Source organism: Actinoplanes sp. NPDC019969 (assembly GCF_055562375.1).
In genome coordinates, this window is the sequence record NZ_JBVHFK010000013.1 from 342,041 (window position 1) to 355,889 (window position 13,849).

15 protein-coding genes are annotated in these 13,849 nt (G+C 70.7%); 4 read left to right on the top strand and 11 right to left on the bottom strand.

Going from position 1 to position 13,849, the window contains the following annotated elements; all coding sequences use genetic code 11:
- Positions 1-112 precede the first annotated feature (112 nt).
- Together ACZ3II_RS34695 and ACZ3II_RS34700 are read right to left on the bottom strand one after the other, a co-directional pair.
- Positions 113-595, bottom strand: a complete 483-nt coding sequence (locus ACZ3II_RS34695; RefSeq protein ID WP_465523320.1) for a phosphatase domain-containing protein — start codon at positions 593-595, stop codon at positions 113-115.
- Positions 596-1,163: 568 nt separating this feature from the next.
- Complete coding sequence (locus ACZ3II_RS34700; protein WP_465523322.1) at positions 1,164-2,270, bottom strand: glycoside hydrolase family 12 protein; 1,107 nt, start codon at positions 2,268-2,270, stop codon at positions 1,164-1,166.
- Positions 2,271-2,523: 253 nt separating this feature from the next.
- Between ACZ3II_RS34700 and ACZ3II_RS34705 the strand changes: the two genes are divergently transcribed.
- On the top strand, positions 2,524-2,748 hold the full coding sequence (locus tag ACZ3II_RS34705) for a hypothetical protein (RefSeq protein ID WP_465523324.1): 225 nt from the start codon (positions 2,524-2,526) through the stop codon (positions 2,746-2,748).
- A gap of 181 nt (positions 2,749-2,929) precedes the next feature.
- On the opposite strand, the gene ACZ3II_RS34710 is transcribed toward ACZ3II_RS34705, so the two are convergent.
- The 4 genes from ACZ3II_RS34710 to ACZ3II_RS34725 all read right to left on the bottom strand — a co-directional run bounded on the left by ACZ3II_RS34710 (position 2,930) and on the right by ACZ3II_RS34725 (position 7,209).
- Complete coding sequence (locus tag ACZ3II_RS34710; protein ID WP_465523326.1) at positions 2,930-3,427, bottom strand: glutathione peroxidase; 498 nt, start codon at positions 3,425-3,427, stop codon at positions 2,930-2,932.
- 66 nt (positions 3,428-3,493) lie between these two features.
- Positions 3,494-4,261 (bottom strand): rod shape-determining protein, encoded by a 768-nt coding sequence (locus ACZ3II_RS34715; RefSeq protein ID WP_465523328.1) that lies wholly within the window; start codon positions 4,259-4,261, stop codon positions 3,494-3,496.
- A gap of 690 nt (positions 4,262-4,951) precedes the next feature.
- Positions 4,952-6,853 (bottom strand): RAD55 family ATPase, encoded by a 1,902-nt coding sequence (locus ACZ3II_RS34720; protein ID WP_465523330.1) that lies wholly within the window; start codon positions 6,851-6,853, stop codon positions 4,952-4,954.
- Positions 6,850-7,209: a response regulator gene (locus ACZ3II_RS34725; RefSeq protein ID WP_465523332.1), complete on the bottom strand. Its 360-nt coding sequence runs from the start codon at positions 7,207-7,209 to the stop codon at positions 6,850-6,852. The genes ACZ3II_RS34720 and ACZ3II_RS34725 overlap by 4 nt, the downstream gene beginning before the upstream one ends.
- A 98-nt stretch (positions 7,210-7,307) precedes the next feature.
- Here ACZ3II_RS34725 and ACZ3II_RS34730 point away from each other — a divergent pair, with 98 nt between their 5' ends.
- Positions 7,308-7,901, top strand: a complete 594-nt coding sequence (locus ACZ3II_RS34730; RefSeq protein ID WP_465523334.1) for a TetR/AcrR family transcriptional regulator — start codon at positions 7,308-7,310, stop codon at positions 7,899-7,901.
- A gap of 9 nt (positions 7,902-7,910) precedes the next feature.
- Positions 7,911-8,657: an MBL fold metallo-hydrolase gene (locus ACZ3II_RS34735; RefSeq protein ID WP_465523336.1), complete on the top strand. Its 747-nt coding sequence runs from the start codon at positions 7,911-7,913 to the stop codon at positions 8,655-8,657.
- Here the strand turns inward: ACZ3II_RS34735 and ACZ3II_RS34740 are convergent.
- Both ACZ3II_RS34740 and ACZ3II_RS34745 read right to left on the bottom strand, forming a co-directional pair.
- Positions 8,629-9,585: a helix-turn-helix transcriptional regulator gene (locus ACZ3II_RS34740; protein WP_465523338.1), complete on the bottom strand. Its 957-nt coding sequence runs from the start codon at positions 9,583-9,585 to the stop codon at positions 8,629-8,631. The two genes, ACZ3II_RS34735 and ACZ3II_RS34740, sit on opposite strands and share 29 nt — an antisense overlap.
- Before the next feature lie 15 nt (positions 9,586-9,600).
- The gene (locus ACZ3II_RS34745) at positions 9,601-10,563 is read right to left on the bottom strand and encodes an AraC family transcriptional regulator (protein WP_465523340.1); all 963 of its coding nucleotides are present in this window, start codon (positions 10,561-10,563) and stop codon (positions 9,601-9,603) included.
- Positions 10,564-10,673: 110 nt separating this feature from the next.
- Here ACZ3II_RS34745 and ACZ3II_RS34750 point away from each other — a divergent pair, with 110 nt between their 5' ends.
- Positions 10,674-11,597 (top strand): ATP-binding protein, encoded by a 924-nt coding sequence (locus tag ACZ3II_RS34750; protein ID WP_465523342.1) that lies wholly within the window; start codon positions 10,674-10,676, stop codon positions 11,595-11,597.
- On the opposite strand, the gene ACZ3II_RS34755 is transcribed toward ACZ3II_RS34750, so the two are convergent.
- The 3 genes from ACZ3II_RS34755 to ACZ3II_RS34765 form a co-directional block, all read right to left on the bottom strand.
- On the bottom strand, positions 11,573-12,082 hold the full coding sequence (locus ACZ3II_RS34755) for a class I SAM-dependent methyltransferase (RefSeq protein WP_465523344.1): 510 nt from the start codon (positions 12,080-12,082) through the stop codon (positions 11,573-11,575). The genes ACZ3II_RS34750 and ACZ3II_RS34755 overlap by 25 nt on opposite strands.
- 16 nt (positions 12,083-12,098) lie before the next feature.
- The gene (locus ACZ3II_RS34760) at positions 12,099-12,515 is read right to left on the bottom strand and encodes a cytidine deaminase (protein ID WP_465523346.1); all 417 of its coding nucleotides are present in this window, start codon (positions 12,513-12,515) and stop codon (positions 12,099-12,101) included.
- Positions 12,516-12,722: 207 nt separating this feature from the next.
- On the bottom strand, positions 12,723-13,849 hold a 1,127-nt coding region (locus tag ACZ3II_RS34765; protein WP_465523348.1), incomplete at its 5' end, for an IS256 family transposase.

Genomic DNA, 13,849 nt, shown 5'->3' on the forward strand with positions numbered 1-13,849 from the left:
CGGCCATCGCCGTCCCGTTTCCCTCATGCGCGGCCATCGCATTCCCGCATTCCCCATGCGTGGCCGTCGTGTTTCCCAGCCTTCTACCCGGGGGCGTTCGTGTTCCCTGCCTTTACGTGCGGCCGTCGCGTTCCTGGGCCTGGCGCAGCGACTCGGCGTAGCCCACCCAGTCGGCAAGCCGCACCGGGAAACCGGCCGCCTTCAACACCTTCACCACGGCCGGATCGTCGTCGACGACCACGGCGATCGTCCCCTCGCCGGCGAGTGCGCGCAGCCGGCCGTGCTTGTACTCGCGGGCCGGCCGCCGATCGTCGTCGGGCCGCATCAGCAACCGGCCCGCCGGCAGCCCGTGCCGGGCGAACCACGTCTCCGTCACCTGCCGCAACCGTTCCGGGCGGCCGGTCAGCCAGACGACCCGGTGATCGGCCGCATACCTCAGCACCATCGCGACCCCTTCCTCCAGGGCCGGATCCCGGTCAGCGGCCGCGAAGAACGCCAGCCAGTTCTTCGGCCGCCGCGCGACATGCCGCAGCCGATGCCGCACATCAGCGACCACCCCATCCACGTCGAACACAGCGATCGGCTTCTCCGGCATGTGATCATTCTGCCCCGCCGCCCTCCGCCGCCGACCGCGACGTCGAGCCGTCCCGTCCCGGCCATCGCGCCCCCACACCCTCCCGCTAGAAAAGACCGCCGGCCGTCGTTGAGGCGGGTTTTGGTGGCGGGGTGGCCGGTGTGGTGTACGGCTGGCTTCGCCAGCCGTCGCTGACGCCGGTCTTGGCCGCGCGGTGGCCGGTCTGGCCGACGGCTGACGACGTCAGCCGTCGTTCAGGCCGGTCAAGCGCCACTCGAAAGCGGCGTCAGCGACGGCTCACGATCTGCCGCACGTCCGCACGTCCGCACGTCCGCACGTCCGCACGTCCGCACGGCGGCGCGCCCGCACGGCCGCACGGCCGCACGGCTGTGCGGCTGTGCGGCTGTGCGGTGGGGTTGGCTTGGACGTGACGGTGCGGGGGTGGGGGTCTCAGCGGAGCTGAGGCCCCCACCCCCAGGGGTAGCCGTGACGGGCATGCATGAGCGGCAGCAGGGGGCGGTCCGGAGGGGACGCCTGCCGTAGCCGCCGGGGGTCACGGGACTTTTGGTGGCCCGTACCGGAGAAGGGGTCAGTTGGCGGTGAGGGTGTAGCTGTTGGTGGTGAAGGCGGCCTGGCCGTTCGTGCCGGAGATCTCGTAGCCGAACTGGAACTGGCCGAGCGTCACGTCACCCCACCAGCCGTTGGTGCGCAGCCAGTTCAGCATCGCCAGGACGTTCAGGGTTCCGGAGTTGCTGTTGGACGTACGCACGAACGAGTACACGATGTTCGCCCCGTTGGAACCGCGGTAGATGTTCCAGGTGGCGCCGCCCACGCTGACGTTGCGTGCTGACGGGACCGCGCCGTTGGCGTCGTAGGACTCGGCGATCGGGCCGACCGCGCCCTGCTTGTTCGTCCAGATCATGATCTCGTACGCGTTGTTGTTCGCCCAGATGTCGTACGAGCTCACGTAGTCGCCGTCGACCGGGACGGTCACGTTGTAGGAGCTGCTCAGCGTGCTCAGCGACGACAGGGAACGGTTCAGGGTGTAGCTGACGTTCGGGTACGACTTGATGCCGCTGGTCCGGGGATGGTTCGCGACGACGCCCCAGTTGCCCGGGGACTTCGCCCAGGTGGTCTGGGTGCCGGCGCCCGAACCCCAGATGTTGTTGTAGACCGTGTAGCCGTTGCTGGTCCAGTTGTCCCACTGGCCGGAGCCGGACCAGACCGCGTCCGCCGGCACACCGTTGCCCGGGGCGGATGTCGTCGGGCCGCCCGTCGGAGTGGTGACGCTGCCGGTGCAGGCCGTCCCGTTCAGGCTGAACGCGGTCGGCGCCGGGTTGCTGCCGGTCCACGAGCCGTTGAACCCGAACGACACGGTCCCGTTCGTGGCGACCGAACCGTTGTAGCCGGCGTTCCGGGCGGTCACGGCCGAACCGCTCTGGGTCAGGTTGGTGTTCCAGGCCTGGGTGACCGTCTGGCCGGCCGCGTACGACCAGGTCAGTGTCCAGGAGGAGAGGGCGTCGCCGAGGTTCTTGACGGTGACGTTCGCGCCGAAGCCGCCCTGCCACGAGTTGGTCACCGCGTAGGTGACGCTGCACCCGGCGGCGGCCGAGGCCGGCAGCGCGGTGAGGACCCCCGCTCCGGTGAGGACGGAAGCCGCCGTGGTCACCGCGAGCGCGATCTTTCGCCTTGTCATGTGCTCTTCCCATCGTCGGGGGAGCGTTGTCGAAGCGCTTCGATTGCGGGGGATGTGCGCTCCGGCAACACCATGGACACATGAGTGTAATGGGATCGCTCCCATTCGGCGATGGTTATCACTGTGTGGAGTTCGGGCGCTCTGCGCGGCCGAACTCCACACAGTGATGGGTCAGCAGCGGACCCGGAGGTGGGAGGACGTCCAGTTGTGCGGCTTTCCGGCCAGGTCGCGGCGGTGGACCAGGGTGCGGTACGTGAAGGTGCCGCTGCCCTTGCAGCTCGCCGTGACGGTGCGCCAGCAGGGCGCCGGTCAGGAGACCGGTCATGGCGAGTCGTTCGAGCGTGCGGTTCATTTTCCCCCCTTTGCCGATGGCGCGGGAATGCGTCGACCAGGCGAAGCAAAGAATGGTCTCGGCAGCGTCCAGCACCGTTTCCGGCCGGTACTTTCGAAACGTTCAGGCCGGCCAGGTAGCGCGTAGTCGCGCTTACGGAAATCGATGCTAGCCATGGCGGGGCATCGGGTCGTCAACCCGGGAAATGAACGATGTGCTACGGAGGTTCACCCGCGTCGTAAACCTTTTGCGCAGGTCGGTGCGTGGTCGCTGGAAAGGGCGCGGGCGCCGCTGATCACGGCGCCCGCAGCCGGGGATCCCCGCCGGATCAGGCCGGCAGGGCCGCCTCGATCGCCGTGGTGAGTTCGGGTGCGTCCGGGGCGGTCTGCGGGGAGAACCGGGCGCGGACCGTGCCGTCCGGGCCGACCAGGAACTTCTCGAAGTTCCACCGGATGTCGCCGGTGTGGCCGTCCGCGTCGGACTCGGCGGTGAGCAGCTGGTACAGCGGGTGCCGCCCGGCGCCGTTCACCTCGATCTTCTCGGTCATCGGGAACGTCACGCCGTAGGTCGCGCTGCAGAACTCCGCGATCTCGTCGGCGGTGCCCGGCTCCTGGCCGCCGAACTGGTTGCACGGCACGCCGAGCACGGTGAATCCGCGGTCGGCGTAGCGGGCGTGCACCTTCTCCAGAGTCGCGTACTGCGGGGTCAGCCCGCACCGCGAGGCCACGTTGACGATCAGGACGGTGGTGCCACGGAACCCGGTGAGGTCGAGCGGCTTGCCGTGCAGATCGGCGATCGGGCTGTCGTAGATGGTCGGTTGCGGCACGCGGCCCTCCAGCGGCTCGTCGTCGTGGACCCGGATCGATCCACGGCGGCAAGCGTACGTGTCATGTCAGGACAGGGCGGGATGCCGGAGCGCCGACGTGGCGGCGAGGCCCGCGCCGTGCAGGGCCGCGGTGCGCGGGTCGGCGGCTCGGTGGATCTCCAGGTCCAGGACGGCGGTCAGGGCCCTGGGCAGGTCCGGGTGCAGGGCGCCGTCGCCGGTCAGCAGCAGGCCCCGTCCACGCGCCAGGTCCAGGCCGTCGGCGTCGGTGGCCGCCAGGGCGGTGACGTGCCGGGCGACGACGTCGGCCAGCAGGCCGGCGGTCAGGTTGCCGCCGAGGTCACCGGTGCCGATGTCGGCGCGGTGGGCCGCGACGACACGGCCGTGATCGAGCAGGGCGGTCTCGGTGATACGGGTTCCGACGTCGGCGATCAGCAGCACGCCGGTGGCCGCGCCGGAACCGATCGCGGCGGCGCGCACGGTGTCGATGAACATGATCCGGCGCGGTGCGAAGGCGCTGTCCAGGACGCGGCGCATCAGCTTCTCGTCGGTCTCGGTGGAGAGCACCGGGCGGCAGGCGACGACCATGTCGGCGCCGGGGAGCGGCTGCGGGTACCGGCGGACGAGCCCGGTCAGCAGGTCCGTGCAGGCGGCGACGTCGGCGACCCGGCCACGGCGGACCGGGCCGCGGCCGCTGGGGCCGCTGACGATCCCGCGATCGGTGGCCCAGATGCCGGCGGTGCTGCTGCCCAGGTCGACCGCGACGGCGACGGGCGGGGACCCGGCCGAGGCTCTGGCGCGGCGGGCGGTAACGGGCATTTCGACGGGTTCCGGCATGCGCCAACCATAGGGTCGGCGGCCGCGCCGCCGCCACGCGAATTCCTGGCGGGAGGGAGGGCGGGGGTGCTGAGTTACGGGGTAGAGCGGGGCGGTGCCGGAAACCGCGCTCAGCAGCGGGATGCCGGCTCGGCGGTGGTGCGACGAGGTCTACGATTCGCGCCGACAATGTCACGTGGGGGGCGGCCGGATGATCAGCACCAGGGAGTTCGATGCCTTCGGGCCGTGGATCGACGAGGTGCACGGCGTCGACGATCTGCCGCGGCTCTACCGGGGCGCGGGCCTCGACCCGGCGGCGTTCCGGCTCGTGCTGAAGGTGCCGCGGGACATCGAACGGCGCAACGCCGACCCGGGCATGCATCTGTACGACTACCTGATCGCCCTCGACACGGAGACGATCACGGTGCTCCGGCGGACCGGGGAGACGTACCGGACGGCGCGGCTGCCGCTCGATCAGGTGGTGGCGATCCAGGAGAGTGTTCGGCTGCTCGACGGGCGGCTGACCATCCACGCGGTGGACGGATCGGCGCACACGGTCACCTACAACGGGTCGGCGAACGCGCCGATCCGGAACCTGGTCCGGCTGGTGCGGGAGCGGTATCTGCCGGGAGCGGCGACGACAAGCGCGGAGCCGGAGCGGATCGAGGCGTGGCTGGGCCGGGAGGACACCGGACTGGTGACCGACTTCCGTCATCTGATCCGGGCCGAGCCGTGGCTGCGGCTGGTCCACGTGGCCGGGCGGCAGGTGGTGACGCCGGTCGGCCTGGGCGAGCGGCTCCACCGGAAGCTGTGGCCGCTCGTGCTGCACGCGTCGATCGTCGTGGCCGACGACCGGGAGGTGCAGGTGATCCACCGGCGGGACTGGTTCACGCCGGCCGGGGACGATCTGTCGCTGGCCCGGACGGTGCTGCCCCGGGCGCGGATCACCGAGGTCAGCGCGCGGCCGCACGAGCGGTACCGGGGGGTGGAGATGCTGACCGTCCGGTCCGGGAACGCCGCGATCGAGTTCCCGGTGGCGGGCAGCGCCGGGGCGCTGGTCGCCGGGGTGACCGCGACGGGCATGCATGAGTAGCAGCCGGGGACGATCGGAAGGGAACGCCTGCCGCAGCCACCGGGGGTCACGGGGCGTTGCGTGGCCCGTACCCCCTCAAAGGTTTGGCGGGCAGTCCCGTGGGGCGCTCCAGCCGAGGAGGCCGGTGGCGCGTTCCAGGCGGTCGCCGACCACGAGGCCGCCGTCGTCGTGGATGTGGCAGCGGTACATGGCGTTGTCGTGGCGGCTGTTGCGCATCTTGACGACGTTGAGGAAGCGGCCCATCTCGGCGCAGTGTTCCAGGTAGCGGACCTGGACGACGTTGTGGAACAGTACATGAGGCCGGTCAGCGGGTCCTCGACCTGGCCGAACAACTGCGTCTCGCTGGTCACCCAGAGTGACGCGCCGGCGGCACGGACGACGCCGAGCATGCTGCGGAGGTACGCCGGGAACCGTTGCGCCTCGCGGGCGGCGTGGGCCATCTCGGCCAGGCTGTCGATGACGACCCGGCGGATCGAGCCGTCCTCCAGGCTGTGCCGGATGATCGAGGCGAGGACGTCGAGATCGAGGTCGAGCGCGCCGACCGGGACATGGGCGATGATCAGCTGCTCGCGCTCGCGGGCGGACCGGAAGTCCCAGCCGAACCGGGATGCCATCTCCTGCAGCTCGTCGAGGGTGTCCTGGAAGGTGACGTAGAGGCAGCGTTCGCCGCGGGCCAGCCCCTCGGCGAGGAAGCCCAGGCAGCCGATGGTCTTGCCGACGCCGGTCGGGCCGAGCACGACGGTGCCGTCGCCGTCGGGGATGCCACCGCCCATCAGGTCGTCCAGGCCGCGGATGCCGGAGGTGACCCGGGCGCCGCGGCCGGGCATGTCGGTGGGCAGGAACGATTCGATGCGGGGGTAGACGCGTACGCCGTCATCGGTGATGTGCATGGTGTGCAGCCCGCCGAGCGGGCCGGTGCCGCGCATCTTGGCGACCCGCAGGCCGCGCCGGTCGACCGGCTCCCGGACCTGATGCGACAGCAGGACGATGCCGTCGGCCAGGGAGAACTCGACGGTGGACGACATGTCCTCGTCGGTGTACTCGCCGAGCAGCAGCACGGCGCCGCTGTGCGCGACCCGGCTGGTCAGGTCGTAGAGCGCGGTGCGCAGCGCCTGGTCGCTGACCAAGTCCCGCAGCATCATGGTGCTGTCGATGACCAGGATCGCCGGCTCGTCCTCGACGGCCTTGCGCACCACCTCGTTGATCAGCGGGTCGAGGTGGGTGGCCCCGCGGTCGCGCAGCATGTCGCCGAGATGCACGTACTCGACCCGGGAACCCAGCGCCTCCGGGTCGAAGAAGGAGAAGTGGCGCAGGTGCTCGACGAGCTTGGCGTGCGGCTCGGACAGGGTCGTGTAGTAGACGGCCTTGCGGTCGGTGGTGGCGGCCGCGAAACAGATCTGCTGCGCCAGAACGGTCTTGCCGGTGCCCGGCGGGCCGGCCAGGACCACCACCGAGCCCTCGCGCAGGCCGCCGCCGAGGATCAGGTCGAGGTCCGGCTGGCCGGTGCTCCGGTACGTCACGGTTCGGCACGTCCTTCCCGGAGCAGGCGTTCGGTGACCGCGACCAGATCGGCGCGCTCGTAGGGCTTCGCCAGGGCGGCGTCGGCGTCGACGGCGAGCCGCCAGTCCGAGCTGACCGACAGGATCGGGATCGAGGCGGTCGCCGGGTCGGACCGCAGCAGGCGCATGAACTCGACGCCGTCCATCACCGGCATCATCACGTCGGTCACCACCAGGTCCGGGCGGATCTGCCGGACGGCGTCGAGGGCGAGCGCCCCGTTGCCGGCCTCGACGACCTGGTGCCCGGCGCGGGTGAGGATCCGCCGTGCCAGGAACCGCAGGTCCGGTTCGTCGTCGACCCACCACGTTGATCGCACGTCCCTCTTGCCCCTTTCATGGGCATAACTATTTCTTGACTGATCAGTCAATAGAGTCCTAGGGTTGACTGGTCGGTCAAGTTCGAGAGGGGTGTGAAGTGGCGCGGGACACGCGGGAACGGATCGTCGCGGTGGCACGCGATCTGGTGCACGGGGCGTCACTGGCGCAGGTCAGCACCGAGGACGTCTGCAAGGCCGCCGGCGTCCACAAGGGCAGCCTCTACCACTTCTTCCCGTCCAAGGAGGCGCTCGGCGGAGCGATCCTCGACCACAACTGGGACCTGATGCACGCCCTGCTGGAGGAGGCGTTCGCCGGCGACGTGCCGCCGCTGGAGCGCATCGACCGGTTCGTCGACGGATTCGTGCGGATGCTCACGGCCATGCGGGAACGGTTCGGCGCCACCCCCGGCTGCCCCCTCGGCGGCCTGGCCACCGAGGTCGCCGGGCACGGCCCGGACGGCCGGGCCCGGGCCGCCCGGGTGCTGGCCGGCTGGACCCGCTACTTCGCGGCCGCGGTCCGCGAGGCGGCCGAGCGCGGCGACGTGCCGGCCGGCGCCGACCCGGGGCAGGCCGCGCTGCGCGTCCTCGCGCTGATGCAGGGGCTGGCACTGCTGGCCAAGGCGCACGACGACCCCGACGTGGTGCTGCTCGCCAAGACCGACATCCGACTGCTGCTACGGGCCCCGGCCTGAGGAGAACCCATGCCTGTCACCGTTCGTGCCATACCCGTCGCCGGGCGGCACTCCATCAACGCCTATCTGCTGCTCGGGCGCCGGCCGATCCTGGTCGACGCCGGGATCCCCGGCACCGGCCGGCGCATCGTCGACGGCATCGCCGCGCACGGCGTCGACCCCGCCGACCTGGCGCTGATCGTGCTCACCCATGCCCACATCGACCACTTCGGCGCCGCGGCCCACGTGCGCCGGCTCACCGGAGCGCCGATCGCCGCCCACCGCGCCGACCTCGAGCCGTACCGGGCCGGCCGGGCCCGCGAGCCGTACCGGCCGACCGGCCCGTTCGGCGCCCTGCTCAGCCGCCTGCCCGCGCTGCACCGCGCCACCCACCCGGTCGAACCGGACCTGATCCTGGACGGCCCGCACCGCCTCGACGACCTCGGGGTCGCCGCCCGGATCATGCCCACCCCCGGCCACACCGCCGGATCGGTGTCGGTGCTGACCGACGACGGCGACCTGGTGGCCGGCGACCTCATCGCCAGCCCGTTCATGGGCTCGATCACCGGGCGGCCGGCCAACCCGCCGTTCCACGACGACCCGGCCGCCAACCTGGCCAGCCTGCGCGCGATGCTGGCCCTCGACCCGGTCGCGATCCACGCCGGGCACGGCGGGCGGCTCGATCCGGAACGGGTCCGGCGATGGGCCGATCGGGAGCAGAAGCGGCACCCCTCCGCCGCCGGTGCGGTCAGCCGTCACCACGGAGAGTGTGACTAGGCAGCACGCCGTAGGTGGCACGGTAGGTCGCGGTGAACCGGCTGTGGTTGACGAAACCGAACCGGGCGGCGACCGCGGCCACGGTGGTGCCGGCCGGATCGGCGGTGGCGAGAGCACGGTGCACCTGATCGAGACGGGCCCGGCGGAGGTACGCCGTCGGGGTGATGCCGAGGTGGCGGCGGAAGGTCAGCTGCACGGCGCGGATGCTGACGTGGCAGGCCGCGGCGATGTCGGCGACGCTGATGTCCGCCGTGGCGTGCTCGTCGATGAACGCGACGGCACGGCGCAGGGTCGCGGGAGCGGCGTCGTGCCGATCTTCGATGGTGGGGTCGGTCAGGGCCGTGTTGGGGAAGGTCATCAGCGTCACGGTGGCCAGCAGCTGGGCCGCAGTGCCGATCAGGAGCGGGAAGGCCGCCGCCTCGGTGTTGCCGAGCAGGTCCGCGACGTGGCATCGGGTGCGCCACCACTGTGCGGCGGCGGCGGGGGTGACCGGGTCGAGATCAGTGAACTCCAGGGCCGCGGCGCGGCGGCCCGGAGCGACGGCCGCCACCCGGGTCAGCAGGGCCGGGTCCAGGATGCAGTTGGTCAGCGTGCCGGGCAGCACGTGCGCGGAGTACGGGCGGTCCGGGTAGGCGCCGAGGAAGACGTCACCGGCGCGGAAACGGCGTTCGGCGTCGTGGCTGGTGTGCCGGATCCGGGCGGTGGCCATCCGGGACACCACGATCTTGTGCAGCGGCTCGATCGCGAAGTCGAGGACCGCCGACTGGTCCATGCTGTCCAGCGTGAACTGCGCGGTGGCGGTCCCGCGATACCGCAGGCCGGGGTGTTCGTCGCTCCGGATCCGGAGGTCGCCGTAGGCGTCCTGGTAGAACTGTTCGATGGCATCCGCGTCGGTGAGCGTGAACGTCGTGGTCCTGGGGGCGTGCACGATCGTGCCCTCCGTTCAGGTGCGCAGCGTGTGACCGGGTGAGCGGCCGAAGACGGCGCGGTAGTCGGCGGCGAACCGGCCGGGGGAGGTGAACCCCCACCTGCGGGCGATGGCGGCGACCGTGTCGCCGCGGGTGTGGTCGCCCGCCTGAAGGTCCCGGTGGGCGCGTTCCAGGCGGACCCGGCGCAGATAACCGGTGGGGCTGGTGTCGCGGTGACGGGCGAACGCGGCCTGCAGCCCGCGCACGCCGATCCCGGCAGCCCTGGCCACGTCGTCGAGGGTGATCGGCTCACCGGCGTGCGCGTCGATGAAGGTCACCGCCCGCCGCACCACACTCGGCGGAACCCGGCCCGGCCCGGCGACGTAGTCGATGCCCATGGTCGTGTTCGGGAAGACCGTCAGCATGGCCGCGGCGACGCTGTGGATCATGCTGCCCAGCAGCAGCGGATGCGCGACAGCCGGGTCCGGGCCGGCGAAACTGCGCGCCACGTGGGCGGCGGTGGCCAGCCAGTGCCGGTTCATCGCCGCCGACACCGGCGCGGTGCCGTCGAAACGCAACGCCGCGGGCTCGACCCCGAGCTGGCGGGCGAGACGGGTCACCGCCGCGTACGGGTATTGGATGATCTGGCTGTTCACCGCCTCCCAGGCGGCGGTCGGCCGGTCGCCGAAGGACTGGCGCATGCTGTCACCCTTGACCAGGCGGCGCTCCTCGCGCCCGTCCCCGATGGTGAACCGGCCGCCGAGCAGGGTGATCACCCAGGCGCGCCCCTCGACCGGCGCGGAGAAGGTCTCCGTGGGCCCGGTGTGGACCATGCGGTCGATGGCCAGCTCGCCCGCGCGCGCCGAGTGGGACCGGTACGTGAAGCCGGGAGCCGTCCGGACGATGCGGTACCGATGGTCGACATAGGTGTCGCTGAGCAGCTCGTGGGCACGTTCGGGATCGGAGATGTCGACCGTGGCTCGTTCCACCGTGACCATGACCGTCCTCCCGCCGGCGACGGTGCGTTTTCTGAACGCTATACCCCACCAGGCGAACATCGAAAGAGATCAACTGCACGGTCCCCCGTACGGGATGACCTAATGGCACCGTGACTGACGTGCGCCGCCAGGCCGGCCACCACGAGCGCGTGTTCGACCTGATCGCCGGCTACGGGCCCGACCTGAGCACCCTGTGCCGGGCCGGCCTCGCCCTCGTCGCCGGCGCCGACGGGATCGGGGTGTCCGCCGGCCCGGCCGGGCGTACCCCGCGGACGCTGTTCGGCAGCGACACGACCAGCGCCCGGCTCGAAGCCACCCAGGACGACCTCGGCGAGGGACCGTGCCACGACGCCGCCACGGGCGAGCCGGTCCGCGCCGCCGATCTGACCGCCGCCGTGTGGTCGCGGCGGTGGCCACGCTTCACCGCGGCCGCCCTGAACGCCGGGATCCGCGCCGTGCACGCCGTGCCGTTGCACGCCGGCGGCGTACGCCACCACGGCGCCGTCGGCCTCTACCGGCGCACCGCCGGCGACTGGGCCGGCACCGGGCACAGCGCGGCCACGTTCACCGCCGCGGCCACCGAACTGCTCACCCTGCGGCGCCACCGGATGCGCCTGGGCGACGCCTTCACCGCCGGGCGCATCGGCGACCTCATCGGGACCCCGGACACACCGGAGGCTCCACTGCTGCGCTGGTTCAACCAGGCCACCCTGCGCCGGGCACGCCTGCGGGCCGGCTCGTTCGGCGCCGCTCACGGCCTCCCCGACAACGAGCTCCCGCTGCTCGTGCTCGCCGTGCACGAGGCGATGGCCAACGCCGTGTGCCACGGTCACGGGCACGGCCAACTGCTGATGTGGCGGAAGGACGACCGGCTGTGGTGCGAGATCACCGACCACGGCCCCGGCATGACCGGCGGAGGCGCGGCCGACGGCGGCCTGCTCCTCATCCGCCGGGCCTGCAGCAGCGTGGACGTCACCAGCGACAGGACCGGCACCCGCCTGCTGCTCGGCTACCGCCTCTTAACCAGCATGTAGCCGTACGCCGGCTCGTCGCCCTCCGGCGGGGTGGCACCCTGGAACACCGTGGTGAAACCGGCGGCGGTGAAGCGGTCGGTCATCTCCGCCGGTGACAGCCAGTAACGGTCGAAGTCGAGGCCCATGGCGGCGACCCGGCTGCCGGGCGGGTTCCGGTGGACCGTACCGTCGCCGTGCTTGAACGCCGCGACCAGGTGACCGCCCGGCCGCAGCACGCGGGCCAGCTCGGCGAACGCCCGGGCGCGGGACCCCGGCGCCAGATAGATCAGCGAGAACCAGCACACCACGCCCGCCGGCGACCCGTCCGGGAACGGCAGCGCGCGCACATCCGCGACCTCCGTGCCCACCGCCGCCGTCACCTCGGCGAACAGGTCCAGCATCGCCCGCTCCACCGGCATGCTCTCCAGCACACCGGGCAGGTGCGCCGCGTACCACTCGGACAGCACGTCGTGCGCGTCACGTAGCTCCTCGGTGCCGGCGTCCATGCCGCGTCCCTTCCCGTCAGTGGGATTCCTGATACGCGCGCAGGGTACGCGGGCCGAAAGCGTCCGGGAGCACGTCCTCGACGGTCCGGATACCGCTGACCGTGTCGAGGAGCATGCCAGGCGCGGAGTGCTCGTACAGCAACTGCCGGCACCTGCCGCACGGCATCAGCGTGTTCCCGTCCCCGTCCACGCAGGTGAACGCGACGAGCGTGCCGCCACCCGTCATGATCAGATCGGAGATCAGCGAACACTCGGCGCACAGGCCCAGGCCGTAGGAGGCGTTCTCGACGTTCGCACCGGTCACGATCCGGCCGTCGTCGACGAGCGCCGCCACCCCTACCGGGAAGCGGGAGTAGGGCGCGTACGCCTTGCCCATCGCCACCCTGGCGTGCGACCGCAGGTTCTCCCACATCTCACTCGGAATCGAAGTCATGCGTCGTCTACTCCGTCCAGCCGCTGCCATCGTCTCCGTTGCATCCTGACGTGCGGCGGCCGGTCCCGCGCCTTTTCCCGAACCTCTCGTCCGCCGCTTCGCCCTTCTCATCCGGCTTCCCTTCCCGACCGTCTCAGCCCACACTCCCTTCCACAGCCCCGGCACCCACCCTGGGTCCGTAACGCGAACGGTGTTTCTGGCGTTCGGTCAGTAGTTCTCGGCGGCCGGCCAGCGGTCACCGAAGGTGATGGCGAAGGCGTTGAGTACCGGCTTCCAACGCATCGTCCATCGGGTGCGGCCGGCCCCGGTGGGATCCAGGCTGCGAGTTACAAGGTACAGGCATTTCATCGCGGCTTGTTCGGTCGGGAAATGCCCGCGGGCCCGGATGGCGCGGCGGTAGCGGGCGTTCAGTGATTCGATGGCGTTGGTGGAACAGATCACCGTGCGGATCTCGACGTCGTAGTCGAGGAAAGGAATGAATTCGTTCCACGCGTTACGCCACAACCGGATCATCGCCCGGTATTTGGTTCCCCATCTCTCGTCCAGTTCGTCAAGTGCAGCCGATGCGGCGTCCGCGTTCGGTGCCGTGTAAATCAGTTTGATGTCTCGTTTGATCGCGTCGCTGTCCGCGCGAGACGTCAACCGGAACGTATTGCGGATCAAATGAATGATGCAGGTTTGAACGGTGGTCAGCGGCCACACGCTCTCGACCACGCCGGGAAGCCCTTTCAGCCCGTCACAGACGAGGAAGAACACGTCTTGAACGCCCCGGTTCTTCAAGTCGACCAGCACGCTCATCCAGAACTTCGCGCCTTCACCGCCGCTGCCTGCCCACAGCCCCAGGACGTCCTTGCGGCCGTCCACGGTGACTCCGATCGCCGCGTAGACAGGCCGGTTCGCGACCTGACCGTCCCTGACCTTGACGACGATGGCGTCGATGAACACGGCGACGTACACGGCGTCCAGCGGCCGCGACGACCATTCCGTCATCTCCGCTACCACCGTGTCAGTGATCCGCGAGACGGTCTCTTTCGAAACCGACGCACCATAGATCTCCGCGAAATGCGCCGAGATCTCCCCGGTGGTCAATCCTTTCGCGTACAACGACAACACCATTTCGTCGACCTCGCCGAGCCGGCGCTGCCGCTTCTTCACAATTTTCGGTTCAAAGGTTCCTTCGCGATCACGGGGAACAGCAATCAAGACTTCACCGGCCGCGTCCGACACCACCGTCTTCGACCGGGCGCCGTTACGCACATTTGTCGACTCGCGATCCTGACCGGCCTGGTTCTTCTCATGACCGAGATGCTCGGTCATCTCCTCGTTCAACGCCG

What these genes read in the sequence shown, in the direction of transcription:
- ACZ3II_RS34695 (WP_465523320.1), bottom strand. Translation starts at nt 595, where the DNA reads ATGCCGGAGAAGCCGATCGCTGTGTTCGACGTGGATGGGGTGGTCGCT.
- ACZ3II_RS34700 (WP_465523322.1), bottom strand. Translation starts at nt 2,270, where the DNA reads ATGACAAGGCGAAAGATCGCGCTCGCGGTGACCACGGCGGCTTCCGTC.
- ACZ3II_RS34715 (WP_465523328.1), bottom strand. Translation starts at nt 4,261, where the DNA reads ATGCCGGAACCCGTCGAAATGCCCGTTACCGCCCGCCGCGCCAGAGCC.
- ACZ3II_RS34735 (WP_465523336.1), top strand. Translation starts at nt 7,911, where the DNA reads ATGCCTGTCACCGTTCGTGCCATACCCGTCGCCGGGCGGCACTCCATC.
- ACZ3II_RS34745 (WP_465523340.1), bottom strand. Translation starts at nt 10,563, where the DNA reads ATGGTCACGGTGGAACGAGCCACGGTCGACATCTCCGATCCCGAACGT.
- ACZ3II_RS34755 (WP_465523344.1), bottom strand. Translation starts at nt 12,082, where the DNA reads ATGGACGCCGGCACCGAGGAGCTACGTGACGCGCACGACGTGCTGTCC.
- ACZ3II_RS34760 (WP_465523346.1), bottom strand. Translation starts at nt 12,515, where the DNA reads ATGACTTCGATTCCGAGTGAGATGTGGGAGAACCTGCGGTCGCACGCC.